Raw genomic sequence first — 18,515 nt, forward strand, 5'->3', positions numbered from 1 at the left:
CATCCATGTCTCGCGTTCGCAAAAAAAGAGATACTTAATCTTAGGTACGAGTGGAGACACTTCCTTGTGAAGGGCTTCCGGCTCGACATCCATGTCTCGCGTTCGCAAAAAAAGAGATACTTAATCTTAGGTACGAGTGGAGACACTTCCTTGTGAAGGGCTTCCGGCTCGACATCCATGTCTCGCGTTCGCAAAAAAAGAGATACTTAATCTCTTTTTTTGCTCACCCAAACATCCTCGTGTAGGGAGCCTTGGTAGATTACTTTGGTGGGGTCGAAGTGGATTGTCTGGGCTGACTTTTTCTGGGTCTGATAGTCTTTGGTCAGGCTCATAATGGTCGGGGTGAGCTGAATGATGGCGTAAATATTCACTAAGGTCATTAACCCCAGTGCCATGTCTGCCAGGCTCCAGACTTGTTGTAAGGTAGCGCTTGCGCCCCACAATACCATAGCCAGGTAAACCGTCGTGTAACCAAGGCGCCCAGCTTTGTTATCCAATTTAAATAAGTGCAGATTGCTCTCTGCATAAGCGTAATTGGCCACCACAGAGGTAAAAGCAAACAAGGTAATTGCGGCCGCTATCAGATACTCGCCTGCTTCTCCAAAGTGCGATTGCATGGCGTTTTGAGTGAGACTGATCCCCGCCATTTCGCCGCTGACAGGTAACCCTGACAATAGCACCACCACAGCAGTACAGCTACATAACACCAGAGTATCTATAAACACACCGAGCATTTGCACATATCCCTGTGCAACCGGATGATTGGGCACAGGTGTCGCGCCTGCAGCAGCATGGGGAACACTACCTGCCCCGGCTTCGTTTGAATACAAACCTCGCTGAATACCATTTTTAATGGCTGCGCCCAATGCCCCTGCACCGGCTTCGGTCAGGCCAAATGCCGACTGAATAATATCCAGCAACATAGCAGGTACTTGGGTAATATTGATGATTAAGATCACCAGAGCCGTTGCGATAAACGCCAGGCCCATAAATGGCACGATCAGTTCAGCAAAACGGGCGATACTGCGCAAGCCGCCATACACTATCATGCCAGCCAGCGCGGCAATTACCAGGCCTGTAAAAAGCGGATTAATGGCAAAGGTATTATTGAGTGCCTCAGCAATTGTATTAGCCTGCATGGCGCTGAAACTAAAACCATATCCCAGGAATAAGCACAGCGCAAACACCACCGCCAGTTTAGGCTTACCCAGACCAGCACGAATGTAATAGGCAGGACCGCCGCGAAACTCACGATGCTCATCCCGGACTTTATACAACTGACCTAAGACACTTTCCGCAAACCCGGTCGCCATGCCAAGCAGCGCAATGACCCACATCCAGAATACCGCGCCGCTACCGCCCAGAGATATAGCCATTGCGACGCCGGCGAGATTTCCTGTGCCCACCCGCGCAGATAGGCCGGTACACAATGCAGCGAAAGAACTGATCCCAGAACTGTCTCCACTCATGCTACCTTTCATCACGCTGAACATGTGGCCAAAATGGCGAAACTGGACACATTTCAGTCGCCAGGTAAACCACACTCCGGCGATCAGCAGCAGGTAAATAAGTATCTGGCCCTGTCCCCAAAGAAGATTGTTAATCGGGTCTACAATCAATGCCATCATACTCACCTGCCTGTTGTAATTATTGTTATTGTTCCCGGCGTCTAACGCCGGGATAAGTGCACACCCGCCAGCATACAGCGCACCGATCCGCCCGCGAGTTCTATTGCAGAGACGTTCAGCGGCAATAAGCTGACACATGATTCTAGTACCGCTATTTGTTCTGCCGCCAGTGCATCATATGCCGTTTGTGACAGCGCCAAAATACGACCCTTGTCTGAGCTAAGTTCCAGGGCGTTGCCACAAAACGCATTGATTTGTGCCTCACTCAACTCTATCAGCTTTTTACCTGCGAGCTGCAATCTTTGTTTAATTTCTGCGCGCCGTTTTGGATCCACAATCATGTCAAACCCACCCAATGCGTAATCACTGCCAACACACAAAAGGACATTGGTATGATAGACAGGCACGCCCTGCTCACTGATGGCATCAAATACCATAGGTTCGAAATTAAAGTGACTACAAAAACGCTCAAGTACATGTGAATCCGTGCGTTTAGATCGCGCCGTATAAGCAACGCGCTCGATATGGTCAAGCACCATAGCCCCCGTGCCTTCCAGGAACAGATCGTCGTATTCCAGACCAGAATAGTCGATTACATCTTGTACCCGATACTCACGTTTAAGCAGCTCTATAATGTCTGTGCGACGCTCCCTGCGACGATTTTTCGCATACATAGGGTAAATGGCAATTTGTCCTCCTGCATGCGTCGAAAACCAGTTATTAGGAAATACTGAGTCGGGCGTATCCGTGCCCAGATCTTCAAACAAGTGCACCCTTACACCCGCCTCTTCCAACTGCTCTGCCACACGCGATACTTGTTCATAGGCTTGTTGACTGATGCCGCCGTCAAATTGCTGGTCCTGAGACTGAAAGCTGTTGTCGGCCCGGGTTTCTTCATTGGGCAAAAAATGGTGTGGCCGGATCATCACAACGGCACTGGGCGCTTGTGGAAACATAACTGAGATACCTCTCTTAGCTGAAACTGAAAAAATTCGTTACCTTTTATGCTGCAAAGCACGCGTACAAGCTCCAAGAACCTGCGCCATGCACTGACAAGGTGTACAGAATAGACGTACAACTACCTGGAATATTTTTTCATCGATTTACGACTATAAGAAAATAAATGCAAAAACGGTAGCAGTGATTTACTCCCATACCCAAAGTCAATACACTAAGCGCTGATTTTACAAACTCAGGAAGTAGTGATGATCACGGTAGGTATCGACTTAGGCACAACCAATAGTGCAGTCAGTTATTGGGATGGCGAACAAAGTGTGTTAATCCCCAACTCTTTGGGCGATTATTTGACACCCTCAGTAGTTGGTATCGACAATAGCGGCGAAGTATTGATAGGCAAATCGGCAAAGGAGCGGCTGATCTCACACCCATTGCAAACCACCGCGCTATTTAAACGCTATATGGGTACGCAGCGTACCGTAACACTGGGCAAGCAACATTATAGTGCTGCTGAGTTATCATCCCTGGTGCTCAAATCTCTTAAAGCAGATGCCGAAGCCCAGTTGTCACAGCCTGTGACGCAAGCCGTGATCAGTGTGCCAGCCTACTTTAACGATTATCAACGCAAGGCTACCAAACTGGCAGCCGAACTCGCCGGGCTGGAAGTCTTACGGTTGATCAATGAACCCACGGCGGCGGCGCTGGCCTATGGCCTGCAATCCGAAGAGGATGACACCCATTATCTGATCCTGGACCTGGGCGGCGGCACCTTTGATGTGACCATTTTGGAATACTTCGACCGGGTGATGGAAGTCAAAGCATCCGCAGGCGACAACCATCTCGGTGGTGAAGACTTTACCGGCTTGCTGATTTCAGATTTTTTGCGCCAGCACCAACTGGAGCCCCAGCAACTTAACGAACATCAGCAACAAAACCTGACCCGTTTGGTTGACGAGTGTAAATGTCGTTTGAGTGGCGAAAAGCAATCAAGCTTTGATATAGAACTAGACGGACAAACCTTGAGCTACGAGCTCACTGAAGAGAAAATGCGCGACATCTGTCAGCCACTGCTAAACCGCTTACTCTCACCCATTGAGCGGGCATTTAATGACGCAGGCCTGAGCCCTTCAGACATAGACCACATTGTGATGGTTGGCGGCGCATCACGCATGAATATCTACAAACAATGCCTTATCAAAGCACTCAAGTGCTTTCCAACCACCCAGCTTGACCCTGATTTGGTGGTTGCCCTGGGCGCGGGTATCCAGGCAGGCCTGGTGGATAAAAATGAAGCCCTGGATGATGTGGTGCTGACCGACGTTTCTGCATTCAGTCTGGGCACTGATACCCACAATGAACACGATACCGATGGCAAGGTCGGTGGATACTTTACCCCTATTATCGAGCGCAATACGGTCTTACCATGCAGCAAAGAGCGTACTTTTTTTCCTGTCCACAAAGATCAAAAGCAGCTGTTGGTGACGGTGTTTCAGGGTGAAAGTCGCTATGTCAAAAACAATATCAAACTGGGTGAAATTGATGTGCCGCTTCCTAAGTCAGGCAACATTGGTGACAAAATGATCCGGGTACGCTTTACTTACGATATCAGTGGCCTGCTGGATGTAGACATTACGGTTGAGAGCACACAGCAAACTTTCAGCCAGACCTTTGAGCAATCATCGTCCACGCTGACGGACAGGGAAAAGAGCCAGCTAAAAGAGAAAATGCAAAAGCTCAAAGTGCACCCAAGAGCGCAGCAACGTAACCGACTGCTGATGGCGAAACTTGAGCGCATCTACGAACAAAGCCGTGCCCAATATCGTGAGCAAATCGCAGAATTAATCACGTACTGGGAAGCTGCATTAAGCAGTCAGGATAGCCAGCGTATCGATCAGGCATATCAGGAAATTACCCGGTTTTTAGAAGAATTTGGTGAGTAAAAGTGACAGATAATCCCTGGGAAGTGCTGGGCATTGACCCCGGTGCCGATAAAAAGACCATAAAACGTGCCTACACAAGTAAGCTTAAGTTATGTAAACCCGATGAAGACCCTGAGGGGTTTCAACAACTGCGTGCGGCCTACGATGCAGCTTTAGCTTATCTGGATGAGCAACCACAGCAACGTGTGAAACTGGGCTCAACAGATGAGCTGCACAACCAGCCTGACACACAGGCTGAACCAGAGGCTGCGCCCCCAGCCACTTTACCCGTGGCACCGGAGCAACCCGATTTTTCCGGTCCGGAACAACACGAAAGCAATGTTGAGCCGAGCTTACCTGCTAACAATCAGGAAATGCAGGAGTTTGAAGCAGAACTGGCGGAGCTGCTGGATAACTCCTATCGCCGCAATCAGCAAGGCGCCTGGCAGTTACTGATTGAGCACCCTGCCTGCGTGGATGTGCAAAACCGTCGAGCGGCCTCGCACCGGATATTTTACGCCATACTGAACTATCAAAAGTCGGAGCGAGCAGAGGTCACTCCACTGGATATAGAAGTCCTGGTATTTTTGAACCTGCACTTTGACTGGGCGGAAGATCAGGAGCTGGAGGAGCGGGTGGGTCATCCCGACTTTTACAACATGACCCATAAAGAGATGCCAGAACCAGAAATTCGTATTGAGCCGGTTGGTGACACCAGCAACATTGCTAATCTGTTTATCGGTCTGACCATTCTCTGTGCTCTGGGCCTGATCATGATTTCTATCTAAGCATCCGGCACTTCATGTGGCTGCTGGGCTGGTAGAGGTTGAGCGCCAGTGCTGCGCTTTCGCCACCAGGCAGCCAGCACCGAACCACTGACATTGTGCCAAATCGAAAACAAAGTCCCGGCCAGCGCGCTGGCCGGGGCAAAAAACTTCATCGCCAGCGCAACCGCCAGACCCGAGTTTTGTAACCCCACTTCAAGTGCTATCGTTCGGCAACTTTTTTCAGGTAAACCCAGCTGTCTGGCAACCAGGTACCCAAGTGACAACCCTGTCGTATTGTGCAGCACCACAGCCAACGCCACAATTGGCCCTATGGTTGGCAAGGTAGCAGCATTTAACGCCACCACAATCGCGATGATCAGCACGATAGCAGCCACGGAAAACAGGGGTAATAACGGTGTGAGTCTTTTCACTGCCGTGCTGAAAAAATGATTGATCAACACGCCTGCCAGTACCGGGAACAACACGATTTTGAGTAAGTTCAGCATCATTCCGGCCAGCGGAATATCCACCACCTGACCGGCCAGTAACTCAACCAGCAAGGGAGTCAGGATCACACCAGCCAAGGTACTTATGGCTGTCATGGAAATAGATAAAGCGACATCGCCTTTGGCCAGAAAACACATCACATTGCTGGCCGTGCCTCCGGCGACACACCCAACCAGCACCATGCCCAGAGTCAGATCAGCATCAAACTGAAACAACATAGCAATCAACAGGGCCACCACCGGCATCACGCTAAACTGCAATAAAAGCCCAGTAAGCACAGCTTTAGGCTGGCTTAGAACATGGCGAAAGTCTCCAGGTGTCAGGGTTAATCCCATGGTCAGCATAATGAACGCCAGCAGAGGAATAATGGCGGCCTTTAATGAGACAAATGGCGCCGGTAAATAAAACGCACACACACTTAGTGCAATGGCCCAAACGGGGAACAGTTGAATGACAAGACGCAGCATAGTAAGCGCTCGGTTTGAAAGCAAAAGTGTCTTTGTTATACCTTATTCGCAAGCGAAAACAAATCCTGCCACTGTACTCGTTTTTTCTCATCTTTATGATAAGGTTAGGCCTATATTGTGGACATTCCCGAAGGACTGATATGGCCGAGTACCGCTTTTTATCATACCGTTTCGACTGCCAGACCTATACGCTTAAGCAAGGAAAACAGACGCTGGAACTGCGCCCAAAAGCCGCCCAGGTGTTAGGCTATCTGTTACAACATGCCAATACTCTTGTCACCAAACAGCAGATCATTGAAGCGGTCTGGGGCCATACCTATGTACAAGACCACCGTTTATTTCAGCTGATCAGCGAGCTCAGAAAGCTGGCACCTGAGCAGGAATTGATCCGCACCTACCCAAATCAGGGTTACTGCTGGCAGGTAAAGACCAAACGAGTGTCGACTCGTCCAATGCGCCAGCTAGCGGCTCTGGCGGCCTCAGTGGTATTGTCTCTGGGTACAGTCAGCACCGCCTATCTAAACAGTCAGCATAGTGCAACTACAACACCAACCTTTCTGCCCGCGCTGACGGCTTATCACAAGGCCATCATTGCCTTTGAGCAACAGGACTACGCACACGCACAGCAATGGCTGACATTCAGTCTTCAGGAAAACCCGGACTCAATCGAAGCTCAGTTACTGATGGCTGAAACCCTGCTGCAACTCAAAGACACTGCACAGGCACAACATTATGCCAATAATGTTGTTAAACATACTTTGGCCAATAGCTATTATTTTTCTCAGGCATCCGACGTGCTGAGCCGTCTATCTGCCAGCCAGGCCCGATTTACTGAAGCACTGGATTTTGCCATTCAGGGACAACAGGCTATAGATGAACGGGCAATTTGCAGTGCTGTGGTCATGCAACAGCGGATCGCCGACTTGATCCTGGCGCAACCCACACCTTTACACTCACCCAAATTACAAAACGCTACGGTACAACTGGTCACAACACCAGACTCACACCCGCAGCAGGCGACCCTGTGCAAGCAGCTTACCCAACCGGGACCGACCTCTATGCGGTTATGTCCTGCAAACCATGACGTTCAGACAAGTCGCGAGAGATTTGCTTAAGCTGCTGATCTTATTAGTTTGATAGAATATTATAGGTAGCTTAAGACGAATTTATAAGCCCTGTGTGGCAGCACACGTTATAACCGGTGTAATCTAATCACAACCGGAAATCATCACTATGAATTTGTCTTGTAAGTTTTCTACTTTACTGCTTGGGACTGCCCTGCTAAGCGCCCCACCTCTGGCTGCTCAGTCCCAAAGCCCAGCCTCTGCGGCACCAGTGACCCAAATGGAAAAAGCAAAAAATAAATTGCGGGCACTGACGGGGACAGACATTGATTTTGACCTGCACCCCTACTCGGACGACTTCTATCGTCTCACCCTGGGCAATGAACACTTGCTGCTGTCAAAAGATGGCAACTACCTGTTCAGTGGTCGTGTCATCGATGTGCGTAACCGGGTGGATCATATTGCCAAAATACAGCAAATCGCCAACCAGCAGAACATGGCTAACATCCCTTATGAGCAACTACTTACTTACCCGGCAAACAATGAGCAATATAGTATTACTGTGTTTACCGATATCGACTGTCCTTATTGTCGTAAGTTCCATAAAGAGTTGCCTGGATTGAATCAGCTGGGTGTCACCGTCCATTACGTTATGATCCCCAGAGGTCGCGCAGGCAGTCCAGCCTACGAGAAAACAGCAGCAACGCTTTGTGCTAAAAGGCCTAACGAGGCAATGGACGCAGCCATGCGCAGCACGCCAACCCCAACTCAAAACGCAGCGTGTAAACACTCACTGGATACCCAGGTCGCACTGGCCAGGCAATTTGGCTTTCAGTCCACGCCAACCATTTTGCTACCAAATGGGGAAGCGTTACCTGGCTACGTCCCGGCCAAAGAGCTCGTCGCCAGACTGGAAAAGTTATAGAGTAGCCCATTGCGACTGAGTGAAAGTATCTGTAATTGGCAATCTGCCGAAGACGGGTTATTATTCAAACATTCATAATAGCCCTTCGCCTCTCACTCTCGGCGCGAAATTATGCGGGTAGTATTGCTGGACGTTCGATGCTAAAGATGCGCTTAAATTGCCTGGTCAGGCCACAAATTTACAGGGTAATTCTCTGTACCTTGATAGGCTTCCTGATGTGTATATCGTCAGCACATGCCTTTTCCATTACAGAGGCACGACAAAAGCTTGATAATGCGCATACAATAAAAAGTTCCGCCCCCCAGTCAGCCATTATACTATTGACCCAGCTGGCGGATGAACCCACCCTGCAGACTCACCCGGCTGAGTACTATGATACCCTGGTGACGCTGGCACACACCTTGATTAGTCAAGGCGATTACAACAAAGCACAACAACGCAGCGAGCAACTACAAAGTTTCGCTGTTACACAAAACAATGCATACCATCATGCTTATTCTTTTTTGCTGTTAGGCTTTATTGCAGATAACCAGAGTCAGTTTGAGCAGGCACAGGCCTACTATAACGATGCGCTGGAGACCTCGATAGACGCAAACGACAATGAAATGATAGCGCAATCTTATGAGCGAATTTCCGCAGTGCTGCGCAGACAAGACAAGTATATCGAAGCATTAAAAGTAGCCCAGAAATCGATTAATGTTCTGAGCATTTTGGGTGAGACTGAAGTTTACGTAAAAGCCTTGGTCAACCTTGGAATTATTCAAACTGCACTAGGCGATCATGAGAGTGCGCTTGATACCTTTACCCGTTCTTTTGAGCTCAGTCGTGAGTTAAGTTTTGATAAAGGCATTGCCGACTCCATTTATGAGTCGGGCGTGGTATATCAGAGGATGGAAAACTACCCTGCGGCGCTAAAGCACTTCAAGATGGCGCATGAGCTAGATGAAAAATCAGGCAACCTGATGGACATAGGCAACAGTGCTATGCGTAGCGGTTTTATGGCGCTGGAAACGGGCGACCTCAAAGAGGCCGAGCATTTTGCCAAAAAATCCGAGCGATTATATCTTCAGGTTGATTCAAAAAGCGGTCTGACCCGTAGCTATAATCTGCAAGCTCGAATCGCTTTGGCATCCGAGCAGTTAGCACTTGCCAGTGACTACGTAGCGCGCTCGTTAGAGATTGCCAATGCCTACAATCTGACAGGGTATCTGGTGGCATCGCAGCTCACTCAGGCAAACATTGCGGCAGCTCAACAAGATCATGAAACCACGTTACAACTGGCCCATGCTGCGCTCGATACCGCAACACGCATCAACGACAAAGATGGGCAGATCAAATCCTACAAACTCTTGTCAGATACCTATCAAACCATTGAAGATCCACAAAAAGCGCTGGATTCTCATCTCAGATACACCCAACTCAGAGATGAACTGGGCAACAGCCAGCACAATTTAACTCTGGCGGCATTACAAAGTCGGGTTGAATTCATCCGCAAGCAACAAGAAATCGAAACACTGAATCTCGACAAAGCCTTAAAAGACACCCAGCTGAGGGAACGGGAGTGGCAGCTCAAGGCCTGGTGGTTCGGCACCGCGGGGGTTTTTATGCTGGTTCTGGCCATCGTTTACCGGCAAATAAAAAAGCGCAAACTGGCCGCGGAGCGGGCAACACTATTACAGGAAGTCGTGGATAAAAAGAATGCAATGCTGGCGGATGTGTCCCATGAGATCCGCACACCACTGACCGCCTTACAGTTACAGGTTGAGGCGTTACAATTCAACATCGCTCAGGATGTAGACGCCTCTTACAACACCATCAATCGTAAGCTGTCGGATATCAACCGTCTTATTTCAGACATACACCAGCTGGCGATGGCCGACTCACAAACTTTACATCTAAATCTGGTGCAATGTAACCTGACCGAAGTGATGACACTGTGGGAGCAGGAGTTTGCTCTGTTTACGCACGGCAAAGGCTTTGACTGGGAAGCCCAGATTCAGCTCACTGGTGAGATCACGGTCAGCTGGGATGTCGATCGCATCAAGCAGGTGCTCACGAACTTAATCGCCAACAGTACTTTATACACAGATAAGCCAGGTAAACAACGGCTTACGGTCTGGCAGCAGCAAAAACACATCCACATTACTCTGGAAGATACCGCACCCGGTGTTGCAGGTGAGCACCTGAGTGAGATATTCGAGCGGCTCTTCAGGGTAGAAAAGTCTCGCAGCCGTCGCACCGGCGGTTCTGGTTTGGGCCTGGCGATTTGCAAAAGCCTGATTGAAGCGCATCAGGGCACCATTTATGCCCAGCACAGTGAGCTGGGCGGGTTGAAAATGGTGATAAGACTGCCTCTGGCAGTAGGCTAAGGCACCTGTTTCCGGTCATGGCTGCCGTAATCGCGCGCTACCGCAGCCACGCGAATGCGGTAATGCTCAAAGATGTGCTCCCGCCCCTGTTGCTGGGCAGCTCGGTGTTCTTCTTGCGTTCGCCATTGCTGCACTGCCGTCTCATCCCGCCAGAACGAGAGTGACAGTAACCGGCCGGAGTCGCTCAGGCTTTGATACCTTTCTATGGATATAAACCCGTCTATTTCTTGCAGTTTGGTTTTTAGGTCAGCCGCAACATCCAGATAAATCTGCCGCTTGTCTCTGTGCGGGGTAACTTCAAAAATAACGGCTATCACTTTACATTCACTCCCTGCAAAAAAGTGTGGGAGGCACAAGATAAAAAGCTGCGCTTTTCCTGCAAAATAAACCGCTCTTTAAGGGCAAAGTTAAAATTATCCCGGCCTTGCTGGTCTGCTTTGAGCCGAACCCGATATGCCTCATACGCGGCCAGGCTGGCAAAATTGATCAAGCCATAAGCAACAAAATTAGTGCCTTCGTGTGGTAAAAAGTAGCCAATCAGCTCTCCGCCACACCTTGGGATGATCTCTCCCCAGTTTCGGGCATATTGCTCAAACAGCGCCAGTTTGCTCGGGTCTAACTGATATTCGATAAAACAAGTGATCATAGTGCATTGTCTCCTTTAGCGTTTTTAGGCACTATACAGACCACCCAATACCTATGCTTCGGTCAGTATCGAACTATTCCTATGCACGAACCCGACATCACCCTGATTGCCAGCTTAATTGGCGAGCCCGCCAGAGCCCGTATGCTCGTCGCTCTCATGTCGGGTAAAGCCCTGACAGCAACGGAGCTATCATTAGAAGCGGACATAACAGCCCAGACTGCCAGCAGCCATTTAGCGAAATTGGTTGAAGGCTCGTTACTGTCGGTCAGAAAACAAGGCAGGCATAAATACTTCCAGTTGAAGAGTCAAAAAGTTGCAGGGTTAATTGAGCAACTACTGACGCTCAGTAGCGAAATAACACTGAAAACACACACAGGACCAGCAGACCCCTATTTAAGACACGCACGAGTTTGTTATGACCATATTGCAGGTGAGCTGGGTACACAGCTATATGACGCGCTGGCTGGCGCTAACTACATTGAGGACAAACAAGCTGAAACCCTGCTGACTCCAAAGGGGATCGCCTTTTTTGAGCAGCTGGGCGTCTGCATTCGCACGCTTAAGCAGAAAAAGCGCCCGATCTGTAAGTCGTGTCTGGACTGGAGTGAGCGGCGCAACCACCTGGCGGGTAGCCTGGGCCACTGGATTTTAAGTGATGCACTCGAACGAGGGTGGCTGCAAAGAGTACCGGACTCGCGGGCACTTATCCTGGATAAGGCCCGTGGTGAGCTCTTTGCAAAAACCTATGGTATTGCGTTTACAGGCAATACTGAGAAATGATTTTATACACCTGATTAATATTGTCGCCCGCTTTAAACTCTTTGGTCAGCGGCTCGGGCTCTGAACCAATCCAAATTTTCAGCTCGGCGTCGAGATCGAAATGACCCGCCGATTCTTTACTGAACTTGGTGATTTTACCGTACGGAATGCTCAGCATCTCAACTTTCGAGCCAGTAACGCCTTGCTTGTCTATCAGGATCAGGCGTTTGTTCGTAAACACAAACATATCCCGGATCACTTTGTACGCCTGCGCTACACTTTCCCCTTCAATCAGAGTGTCGTTGAGTAGCTTATCCAGCTCATCGCTGTCTACTTCGCTGGCATTGCCTAATAACCCACTTAATAGTCCCATCTGGTTGCTCCATTTTATTTAATCAGCCACAAGCTTAGTAACATAACCGCTGTTTGTCGAAAGCCTTATCTTATTGCTCGCCTAAGCTGCCATAAGGTAAGGCTCTCGGCCCTGGTGTTTGTCTTTACGACGGAAGCTGCCTTTACCTTTTTTGCTCTTTTCGACTTTGCTTCTAAACAGCGGGCTGGTTACCAATGCTTTTAAAGCGTTGTCTTTAATGTCGCCACGTAAATGTTCGTGGGACTGGCTGCGTTTGCTTGCCATACTCTTGTGCTCCTGAATTTAGTTTAAATAACCACCAATTGTGGCGCGCTGATTATTGATGTATTCCCCTTCGCACGCAAGTCAATTTTTTACTTTTTTCGTAAAATTTTTTTGTTCATTTCGCTTTCAGCTCAAGATTGTAACTCTCTATGCGCTATACTTTTTTCTTAACCGTAAAGTCGTACTAAAAAACTCTATGCGCAGCATTAAAACCTCAAACGGCATTACTCTGAGCTATCAGGATTGCGGTAACCGAGATGCCCCGGCGATTATTCTGATCATGGGACTGGGCGCACAAATGACGGTGTGGCCTGACGAGCTTTATTTTGGCCTGGTCGACAAAGGGTTTAGAGTCATCCGCTTTGATAACCGCGACAGCGGCTTGTCGAGCCATCTGGACGACTACGGCACCCCCAATCTGTTTAAAACCTGGTTACGCCGCAAGGTCCCCTTTGGAAAACAAGCGCCATACTCGCTCGAAGATATGGCAGACGATGTACTGGCACTGATGAAGGCACTGAAAATTAAAAAAGCTCACCTGGTCGGCGCCTCTATGGGTGGCATGATAGCGCAGATTTTGGCCGCCAAGCAGCGCAAAAAAGTGCTCAGCCTGACCTCGATTATGTCTAACTCCAACAACCAGTTGATCTCAGGTAAAAGTCTGGGAGTGCTTATAAAGCTCGCACGGCTCACCCCCCGAAACAATAGCCCCCAGGCAGCTATTTCGTATAATGTCAGGCTCAATCAACTGATTGGTAGTCCGGCCTACCCAAGAGATGAGCAAACCCTCCGTGAGCAAGCCACTATGCATATCAGCCGGGCCCATAACCCAGCAGGCTTTAAACGCCAGCTCGCGGCTATAACGGCAAGTGGCGACCGGCGTCATTTATTAACCCGGATCAAAGCCCCCACTTTAGTGATCCATGGCACCCACGACCCGATTTTTCCGCTTACTGCGGGTCAGAAAACCGCCGCTGAGATCCGCAAGGCACGGCTCAAAGTGGTAGAAGGCCTCGGGCATGACTTTCCGCCCATACTGATGGGTAAAATGGCAAAGTGGATTGCCAAACACATTAAAAAAGCTGAACTCAAGCGACTAAAAAAGAAGCGAAAGAAAAAGGCGGATACGCAAAAAGAAATACAAATATCCGAGCAAGAGAAAACACCCTAGCCATTAAATATGTACTTTGCCGCAATATTCACTTTTCTTCTGAGCAACTTTATCGGTATGCTTAACAACACATCAGACCAGTTGAAATCATCAACATGAAAACACCTATTACCGACTTACTGGGCATAGAAAAACCCATCGTCTTACCGGGCATGAGCTGGATCTCAGTCCCTGAGCTGGTTGCTGCGGTTTCGAACGCCGGCGGCCTGGGAATTTTAGCCACCGGACCGTTAACGCAGGAGCAAACCCGTCAGGCCATAGCCAAAATTCGCACCCTCACCGACAAACCCTTTGGCGTAGGGATCACTTTGCTGATGCCCGGCGCGAAAGAAAACGCCAAAGTTGCGCTGGCTGAGCAGGTGCCGGTGATTAACTTTTCGCTGGGTAAAGGCGACTGGATAGTAGAAGGCGTTAAACGTTACGGCGGCAAAACCATCGCCACCGTCGTGACCGAAAAGCATGCACTGGCTGCGCAAAAAAGCGGGGCGGATGCCCTGCTGGTAACCGGCCATGAAGCCGCCGCACACGGCGGTGAGGTCACATCCCTGTGCTTAGTGCCCAACATTGTTGAGCTGGTCGACATTCCCGTTATCGCTGCAGGTGGATTTTCCGATGGCAAAGGCTTGCTGGCGGCACTGGCACTGGGGGCCGATGCCGTTGCCATGGGCTCTCGTCTGGCAACCAGCACACAAAGCCCGGTCCACCAGAATGTTAAACAGGCGGTGGTCGATAAAAAGGTCGCCGACACCATTTACTCTAAGAACTTCGACGGCCTGTATGCCCGGGTGATGAAAACTCCGATGGCAGAAAAAGCCACCCGCCGCCCAATGAATCCCATTGTAGCTGTCTTCAAGTCTTTCAAAGCCTCAAAAATGGTCGATATGCCGCTGTGGAAATTACTACTGGGCTTACTGGCTCAGTTCGACAAAATTCGTATGCTGACCCTCTTTGGCGCCGCCACCGAAAAGCTCGAAGCCGCCACAATCAGGGGCGATCTGGAACAGGGCGTCCAGTTTATTGGCCAGTCACAGGGAATGATCCGAGATATCGAACCCGTTGAGGTCTTGATCGACCGAATCATGACCGAAGCGAAAGCCGAGCATGCCCGGGTAAGTAAGCTATTGGCAGACTGATTTGCAATAGCAGCTGACATTGTGGTTTTAGCAAACAAGGTCACTGGGTGATTTTAAATGGCTGTCTGTGTAATAATCGACTGTAATTAAAACACTTATATTAGCCAGACACCCAGATGCAACAGGTAATCGACATCCAGTGGTGGCAGCTGGGCTTATTCAGCCTGACTCTGCTGCTGCCCTTTGCTATCAACGCGCTGTATCAACTCAATATTGGCAAAGAAGCCGTTATCGGGCTGATCCGCATGGTCGTTCAGTTAGTGCTGGTTGGCCTGTATCTGGAATATCTGTTTACCCTCAATAATCTCTGGGTGAACCTCGCCTGGTTATTGGTGATGCTGCTCATCGGCAGCAGCGCTATTCTCAGTAAAGCCCGGCTTCCCGGACGAGCGTTATTTGTAGCCGTGTTTACCGGACTGTGCGCCGGGCTCTTACCCCTGTTAAGCTTTGTCACTCTGGTGATTATCCAGCCAACACCCTATTATCATGCACAGTATCTGATCCCGCTGGCCGGTATGTTGCTGGGCAACAGCCTCAATGCCAACATCGTTTGCCTGCAACACTTTTTCGATGCTTTTAAAACCCGCTGGCCTGAATATGAAGCCGCACTGTCGCTGGGTGCACAGGTGCGCGAGGCCACTTTCCCCTTTGTACAAAATGCGCTGCAAAAAGCACTGGCGCCCATTCTGGCGACCATGGCCACCACCGGCCTGGTGTCGTTACCCGGCATGATGACCGGCCAGATCCTCGGCGGCGCCAGCCCCATGGTCGCCATCAAATACCAGGTGATGATCATGATTGCCGTCTGGGTCATGATGAGTGTGTCCATTACCGTATGCTTATTTATCGCCGTGCGCAGTGTGATTAGCCCGCAGGGCAGACTAAATTCTGAGTGCCTGGAGCAAGGAATAGCCGAACGTGGCTAGATAACAATAAACAGGCATACCTGAGCTGATATGGAAGATGAGACCAAATTGCTGCGAACATAGATGTTTTATCAACAGTACTGAGCCAAAATTGAAAGAGTAATTATATGAAATTAATACCATTTATTGCTGGCTTTGCGCTTACTTATATCGGATATGAAAAACTGACTTCAACGTCACCGGAGCAAATAGGCTGGTTATTGGCCGCTGTAGGTGTTGTTTTTATTCTGAGCTCCTTCAGCACATCAAAAGATAAAACCAGAGTTAGTATAGAGCTGAGTAACGACGATTCTGGCGGCGGTGGAAGCTCTGATGGCGGCGGCGGTGACTGATTAAGCCACTGTATTCAAGGCGAGTACCTATCAACACTGCTCAATGATCTTTCCAAAATGACGCACAGAGGGAAGTTGATGCCTGAACCGGCAGATGGTGCTTAACAAAGTACCATCCCCAATCGCTCTATTTCTTCACACTCTAAAAGACTTACAAGGCTGATACTTCAGCATTTAGTTTAGCTTGGTAATTGGACACAGCACTTGATCAAAGGTTCAACCTTGATAAAGTGCTCTACTTAGCTTTATACAACAAAGGAATACCGTGGCTTTAGTCAAGTTTTTTAGAAACTTATTACTCTTACTGTTATTGCTTTATATCGCTGTTTTGACGAGCAAGACTGTGCAAATCTTTCTATTACATAAGATGAACTTAGTGGGCTCAGGTTGGGATGATGGTGCTGTACAGATATTTATGGAAAACAAAACAGAATATAAACCTGTCATACTCGATATGTTGGACAACAATAACATGAGCGCTTATGAGATAGATGTTACTTTTACATTTGCAGAGCTGCTGTTGGATGACGAGGATATTCGGTCAAAGTTAGAGACGATTTCAGAAAGTCATCCCCAAAAACAAGTAAGGTGTTTTTGGCATGATGTTTTAAATGGCCGCTTTGAGCATGCTCCAGTTTTTCCGAATCAGCCCAATAATGGAAAGAATCAATTTGTGGCGTATCGGTTTGTTGATAACGGCACTCGTTGTAAGTAAACCTACAGGTGTTTTAACTTCAGGAAACCAACAATGAAGCCACAAGAGACAGGAAAAGCTTACAATCAAATTACCCATCTCTGGGAGCGTGAGGAGTTTGATATGACCAATGGCATTGCACAACACCAGAGGGCGATTCGTTTTGTTAAACATCGCGGCAACGCGCTGGATATTGGCTGCGGTTGCACAGGTCGTTTTATCGAGTTACTGGTCAATGAAGGCTTTAAGCCAACTGGTTTAGATATTTCAGAAGAGATGCTCGCTCTGGCAAGGCGTAAGCATCCAGATATTTCTTTTGTGCAGGGTGATATTTGCACTTACATGTTGCCAGATAAATATGACTTTATAACAGCATGGGACAGCATTTGGCACATACCTTTATCGGAGCAAGAGCCGGTGCTCGCTAAGATCATCAACAGTCTCAACCCCGGAGGCGTGTTTATATTTTCATTTGGTGGCACAACGCAGGCTGGCTGCCACACTAACAATGCTATGGGGCCAGAGGTTTACTATTCGTCACTTGGTGTAACCGGGTTCTTACAACTATTCATAGACATGGGCTGCATTATCAGACATTTAGAGTTCGACCAATATCCAGAAGTTCACACTTATCTGGTTGTAGAAAAACCGTGATCTGTACATCAACTCAAGAACCCAAAAGCATATGGAGGCACATTTAACCCAGGCTAAACCCAAACTGTTGCAAAGACGCATTCACTGGTAACAGTGACGCGGTTCTAAAATAAAATTATATATTACAAATTGTTATAGACTTCTTTGCACCAAACATAAATCTATTTAAGTAAAAAATAGCTTTTTAATAAGACATCAGAATACACCGCATCCTAAGCTAAACAGCAGATAACAACGTAAATTCAGGTGTTTTATGTCGCATAATTCCAGACGTCACTTTATTAAAAATCTCGCAGCAGGCACGCTGGCAGGTGCTTTTGCCTCAGCCGCACAGGCTCAAACAACGCTGACTCCCAGAGAAATGGAAGGACCTTATTACCCCATTACCCCACAAAAAGACCAGGACGCTGATCTCACCCGGGTGGCCGGCAAGTCAGGTGTGGCTCAGGGAACGCATATAGAAATAGCCGGGCAAGTATTTGATCATGAGGGAAATACCGTTGAAGATGTTACGTTAGACTTGTGGCAGGCGAATGCTTTTGGTAAGTATCATCACCCTCACGATACCAGCGAGGCACCTGTCGATGAACACTTTCAGGCCTGGGCCATCATACAAAGTGGCAAACAAGGACGGTTTCGTTTCAAAACCGTGTTCCCGGGTGCCTACCCGCTCAATGCCAGTAGTCAACGCACACCGCATATTCACCTAAAAGCGTCTAAGCTGGGTTACGATACACTACTGACTCAACTGTACTTTCCGGATCACCCGCTAAATCACAAAGATGGCCTGTTTAAACGAAAAAGTGCACATGAGCAGGCGCTTATGACGGTCAAACGAACTGAACGTGAAAATCATTACCTGTTCAATTTGGTGATACAAAAGATCCCACTTTAGAATTTTTAACATCCCTTATCAGCTTCATTCTAAATGATAAGCCCGCACCTAATGTGGGCTCACCC

At 48.7% G+C, this 18,515-nt stretch carries 20 protein-coding genes; 13 read left to right on the forward strand and 7 right to left on the reverse strand.

What is annotated here, in order from left to right; genetic code table 11:
• Positions 1–206: 206 nt before the first annotated feature.
• Together NH568_RS11830 and ctlX are read right to left on the reverse strand one after the other, a co-directional pair.
• The gene (locus tag NH568_RS11830) at positions 207–1,628 is read right to left on the reverse strand and encodes an alanine/glycine:cation symporter family protein (RefSeq protein WP_253047568.1); all 1,422 of its coding nucleotides are present in this window, start codon (positions 1,626–1,628) and stop codon (positions 207–209) included.
• Between the two features lie 41 nt (positions 1,629–1,669).
• Positions 1,670–2,584 carry a citrulline utilization hydrolase CtlX gene (ctlX, locus tag NH568_RS11835; RefSeq protein ID WP_253047571.1) on the reverse strand — a complete coding sequence of 305 codons (915 nt, stop codon included), beginning with the start codon at positions 2,582–2,584 and terminating at the stop codon, positions 1,670–1,672.
• Positions 2,585–2,833: 249 nt separating this feature from the next.
• Between ctlX and NH568_RS11840 the strand changes: the two genes are divergently transcribed.
• Positions 2,834–4,525 (forward strand): molecular chaperone HscC, encoded by a 1,692-nt coding sequence (locus NH568_RS11840; RefSeq protein ID WP_253047574.1) that lies wholly within the window; start codon positions 2,834–2,836, stop codon positions 4,523–4,525.
• Positions 4,526–4,527: 2 nt separating this feature from the next.
• The gene (locus NH568_RS11845; RefSeq protein ID WP_253047576.1) at positions 4,528–5,292 is read left to right on the forward strand and encodes a J domain-containing protein; all 765 of its coding nucleotides are present in this window, start codon (positions 4,528–4,530) and stop codon (positions 5,290–5,292) included.
• Here NH568_RS11845 and NH568_RS11850 read toward each other — a convergent pair.
• Positions 5,289–6,245: a bile acid:sodium symporter family protein gene (locus NH568_RS11850; RefSeq protein WP_253047579.1), complete on the reverse strand. Its 957-nt coding sequence runs from the start codon at positions 6,243–6,245 to the stop codon at positions 5,289–5,291. The genes NH568_RS11845 and NH568_RS11850 overlap by 4 nt on opposite strands.
• 140 nt (positions 6,246–6,385) lie before the next feature.
• Here NH568_RS11850 and NH568_RS11855 point away from each other — a divergent pair, with 140 nt between their 5' ends.
• The 3 genes from NH568_RS11855 (at position 6,386) to NH568_RS11865 (ending at position 10,603) form a co-directional block, all read left to right on the forward strand.
• Positions 6,386–7,360, forward strand: coding sequence for a winged helix-turn-helix domain-containing protein (locus NH568_RS11855; RefSeq protein ID WP_253047584.1), 975 nt, complete (start codon positions 6,386–6,388; stop codon positions 7,358–7,360).
• A gap of 118 nt (positions 7,361–7,478) precedes the next feature.
• Entirely contained in the window at positions 7,479–8,234 is a 756-nt protein-coding gene (locus NH568_RS11860; protein WP_253047587.1) for a DsbC family protein, read from the forward strand.
• Between the two features lie 215 nt (positions 8,235–8,449).
• Entirely contained in the window at positions 8,450–10,603 is a 2,154-nt protein-coding gene (locus NH568_RS11865) for a tetratricopeptide repeat protein (RefSeq protein ID WP_253047590.1), read from the forward strand.
• On the opposite strand, the gene NH568_RS11870 is transcribed toward NH568_RS11865, so the two are convergent.
• Together NH568_RS11870 and NH568_RS11875 are read right to left on the reverse strand one after the other, a co-directional pair.
• Complete coding sequence (locus NH568_RS11870; RefSeq protein ID WP_253047593.1) at positions 10,600–10,920, reverse strand: antibiotic biosynthesis monooxygenase; 321 nt, start codon at positions 10,918–10,920, stop codon at positions 10,600–10,602. The genes NH568_RS11865 and NH568_RS11870 overlap by 4 nt on opposite strands.
• Positions 10,917–11,249, reverse strand: a complete 333-nt coding sequence (locus NH568_RS11875) for an NIPSNAP family protein (protein WP_253047595.1) — start codon at positions 11,247–11,249, stop codon at positions 10,917–10,919. The genes NH568_RS11870 and NH568_RS11875 overlap by 4 nt, the downstream gene beginning before the upstream one ends.
• A gap of 81 nt (positions 11,250–11,330) precedes the next feature.
• Between NH568_RS11875 and NH568_RS11880 the strand changes: the two genes are divergently transcribed.
• Positions 11,331–12,029 carry a helix-turn-helix transcriptional regulator gene (locus tag NH568_RS11880; protein ID WP_253047598.1) on the forward strand — a complete coding sequence of 233 codons (699 nt, stop codon included), beginning with the start codon at positions 11,331–11,333 and terminating at the stop codon, positions 12,027–12,029.
• On the opposite strand, the gene NH568_RS11885 is transcribed toward NH568_RS11880, so the two are convergent.
• Both NH568_RS11885 and NH568_RS11890 read right to left on the reverse strand, forming a co-directional pair.
• Positions 12,007–12,381, reverse strand: a complete 375-nt coding sequence (locus NH568_RS11885) for a PH domain-containing protein (RefSeq protein WP_046003562.1) — start codon at positions 12,379–12,381, stop codon at positions 12,007–12,009. The two genes, NH568_RS11880 and NH568_RS11885, sit on opposite strands and share 23 nt — an antisense overlap.
• 81 nt (positions 12,382–12,462) lie before the next feature.
• Positions 12,463–12,645 carry a ribosome alternative rescue factor ArfA gene (locus NH568_RS11890; RefSeq protein ID WP_253047601.1) on the reverse strand — a complete coding sequence of 61 codons (183 nt, stop codon included), beginning with the start codon at positions 12,643–12,645 and terminating at the stop codon, positions 12,463–12,465.
• A 196-nt stretch (positions 12,646–12,841) separates the two neighbouring features.
• Between NH568_RS11890 and NH568_RS11895 the strand changes: the two genes are divergently transcribed.
• The 7 genes from NH568_RS11895 (at position 12,842) to NH568_RS11925 (ending at position 18,450) form a co-directional block, all read left to right on the forward strand.
• The gene (locus tag NH568_RS11895; RefSeq protein WP_253047604.1) at positions 12,842–13,816 is read left to right on the forward strand and encodes an alpha/beta hydrolase; all 975 of its coding nucleotides are present in this window, start codon (positions 12,842–12,844) and stop codon (positions 13,814–13,816) included.
• A 95-nt stretch (positions 13,817–13,911) separates the two neighbouring features.
• Positions 13,912–14,949 (forward strand): nitronate monooxygenase, encoded by a 1,038-nt coding sequence (locus NH568_RS11900; protein WP_253047607.1) that lies wholly within the window; start codon positions 13,912–13,914, stop codon positions 14,947–14,949.
• Between the two features lie 116 nt (positions 14,950–15,065).
• Positions 15,066–15,875 carry an ABC transporter permease gene (locus NH568_RS11905; protein WP_253047610.1) on the forward strand — a complete coding sequence of 270 codons (810 nt, stop codon included), beginning with the start codon at positions 15,066–15,068 and terminating at the stop codon, positions 15,873–15,875.
• Positions 15,876–15,982: 107 nt separating this feature from the next.
• Positions 15,983–16,207: a hypothetical protein gene (locus NH568_RS11910; RefSeq protein ID WP_253047613.1), complete on the forward strand. Its 225-nt coding sequence runs from the start codon at positions 15,983–15,985 to the stop codon at positions 16,205–16,207.
• A gap of 265 nt (positions 16,208–16,472) precedes the next feature.
• Entirely contained in the window at positions 16,473–16,922 is a 450-nt protein-coding gene (locus tag NH568_RS11915) for a hypothetical protein (RefSeq protein WP_253047616.1), read from the forward strand.
• Positions 16,923–16,955: 33 nt separating this feature from the next.
• On the forward strand, positions 16,956–17,555 hold the full coding sequence (locus NH568_RS11920; protein ID WP_253047619.1) for a class I SAM-dependent methyltransferase: 600 nt from the start codon (positions 16,956–16,958) through the stop codon (positions 17,553–17,555).
• Positions 17,556–17,808: 253 nt separating this feature from the next.
• The gene (locus NH568_RS11925; RefSeq protein ID WP_253047622.1) at positions 17,809–18,450 is read left to right on the forward strand and encodes a protocatechuate 3,4-dioxygenase; all 642 of its coding nucleotides are present in this window, start codon (positions 17,809–17,811) and stop codon (positions 18,448–18,450) included.
• Positions 18,451–18,515: the final 65 nt, after the last annotated feature.

The organism is Pseudoalteromonas sp. XMcav2-N, from assembly GCF_024124545.1.
Lineage (GTDB): Bacteria > Pseudomonadota > Gammaproteobacteria > Enterobacterales > Alteromonadaceae > Pseudoalteromonas.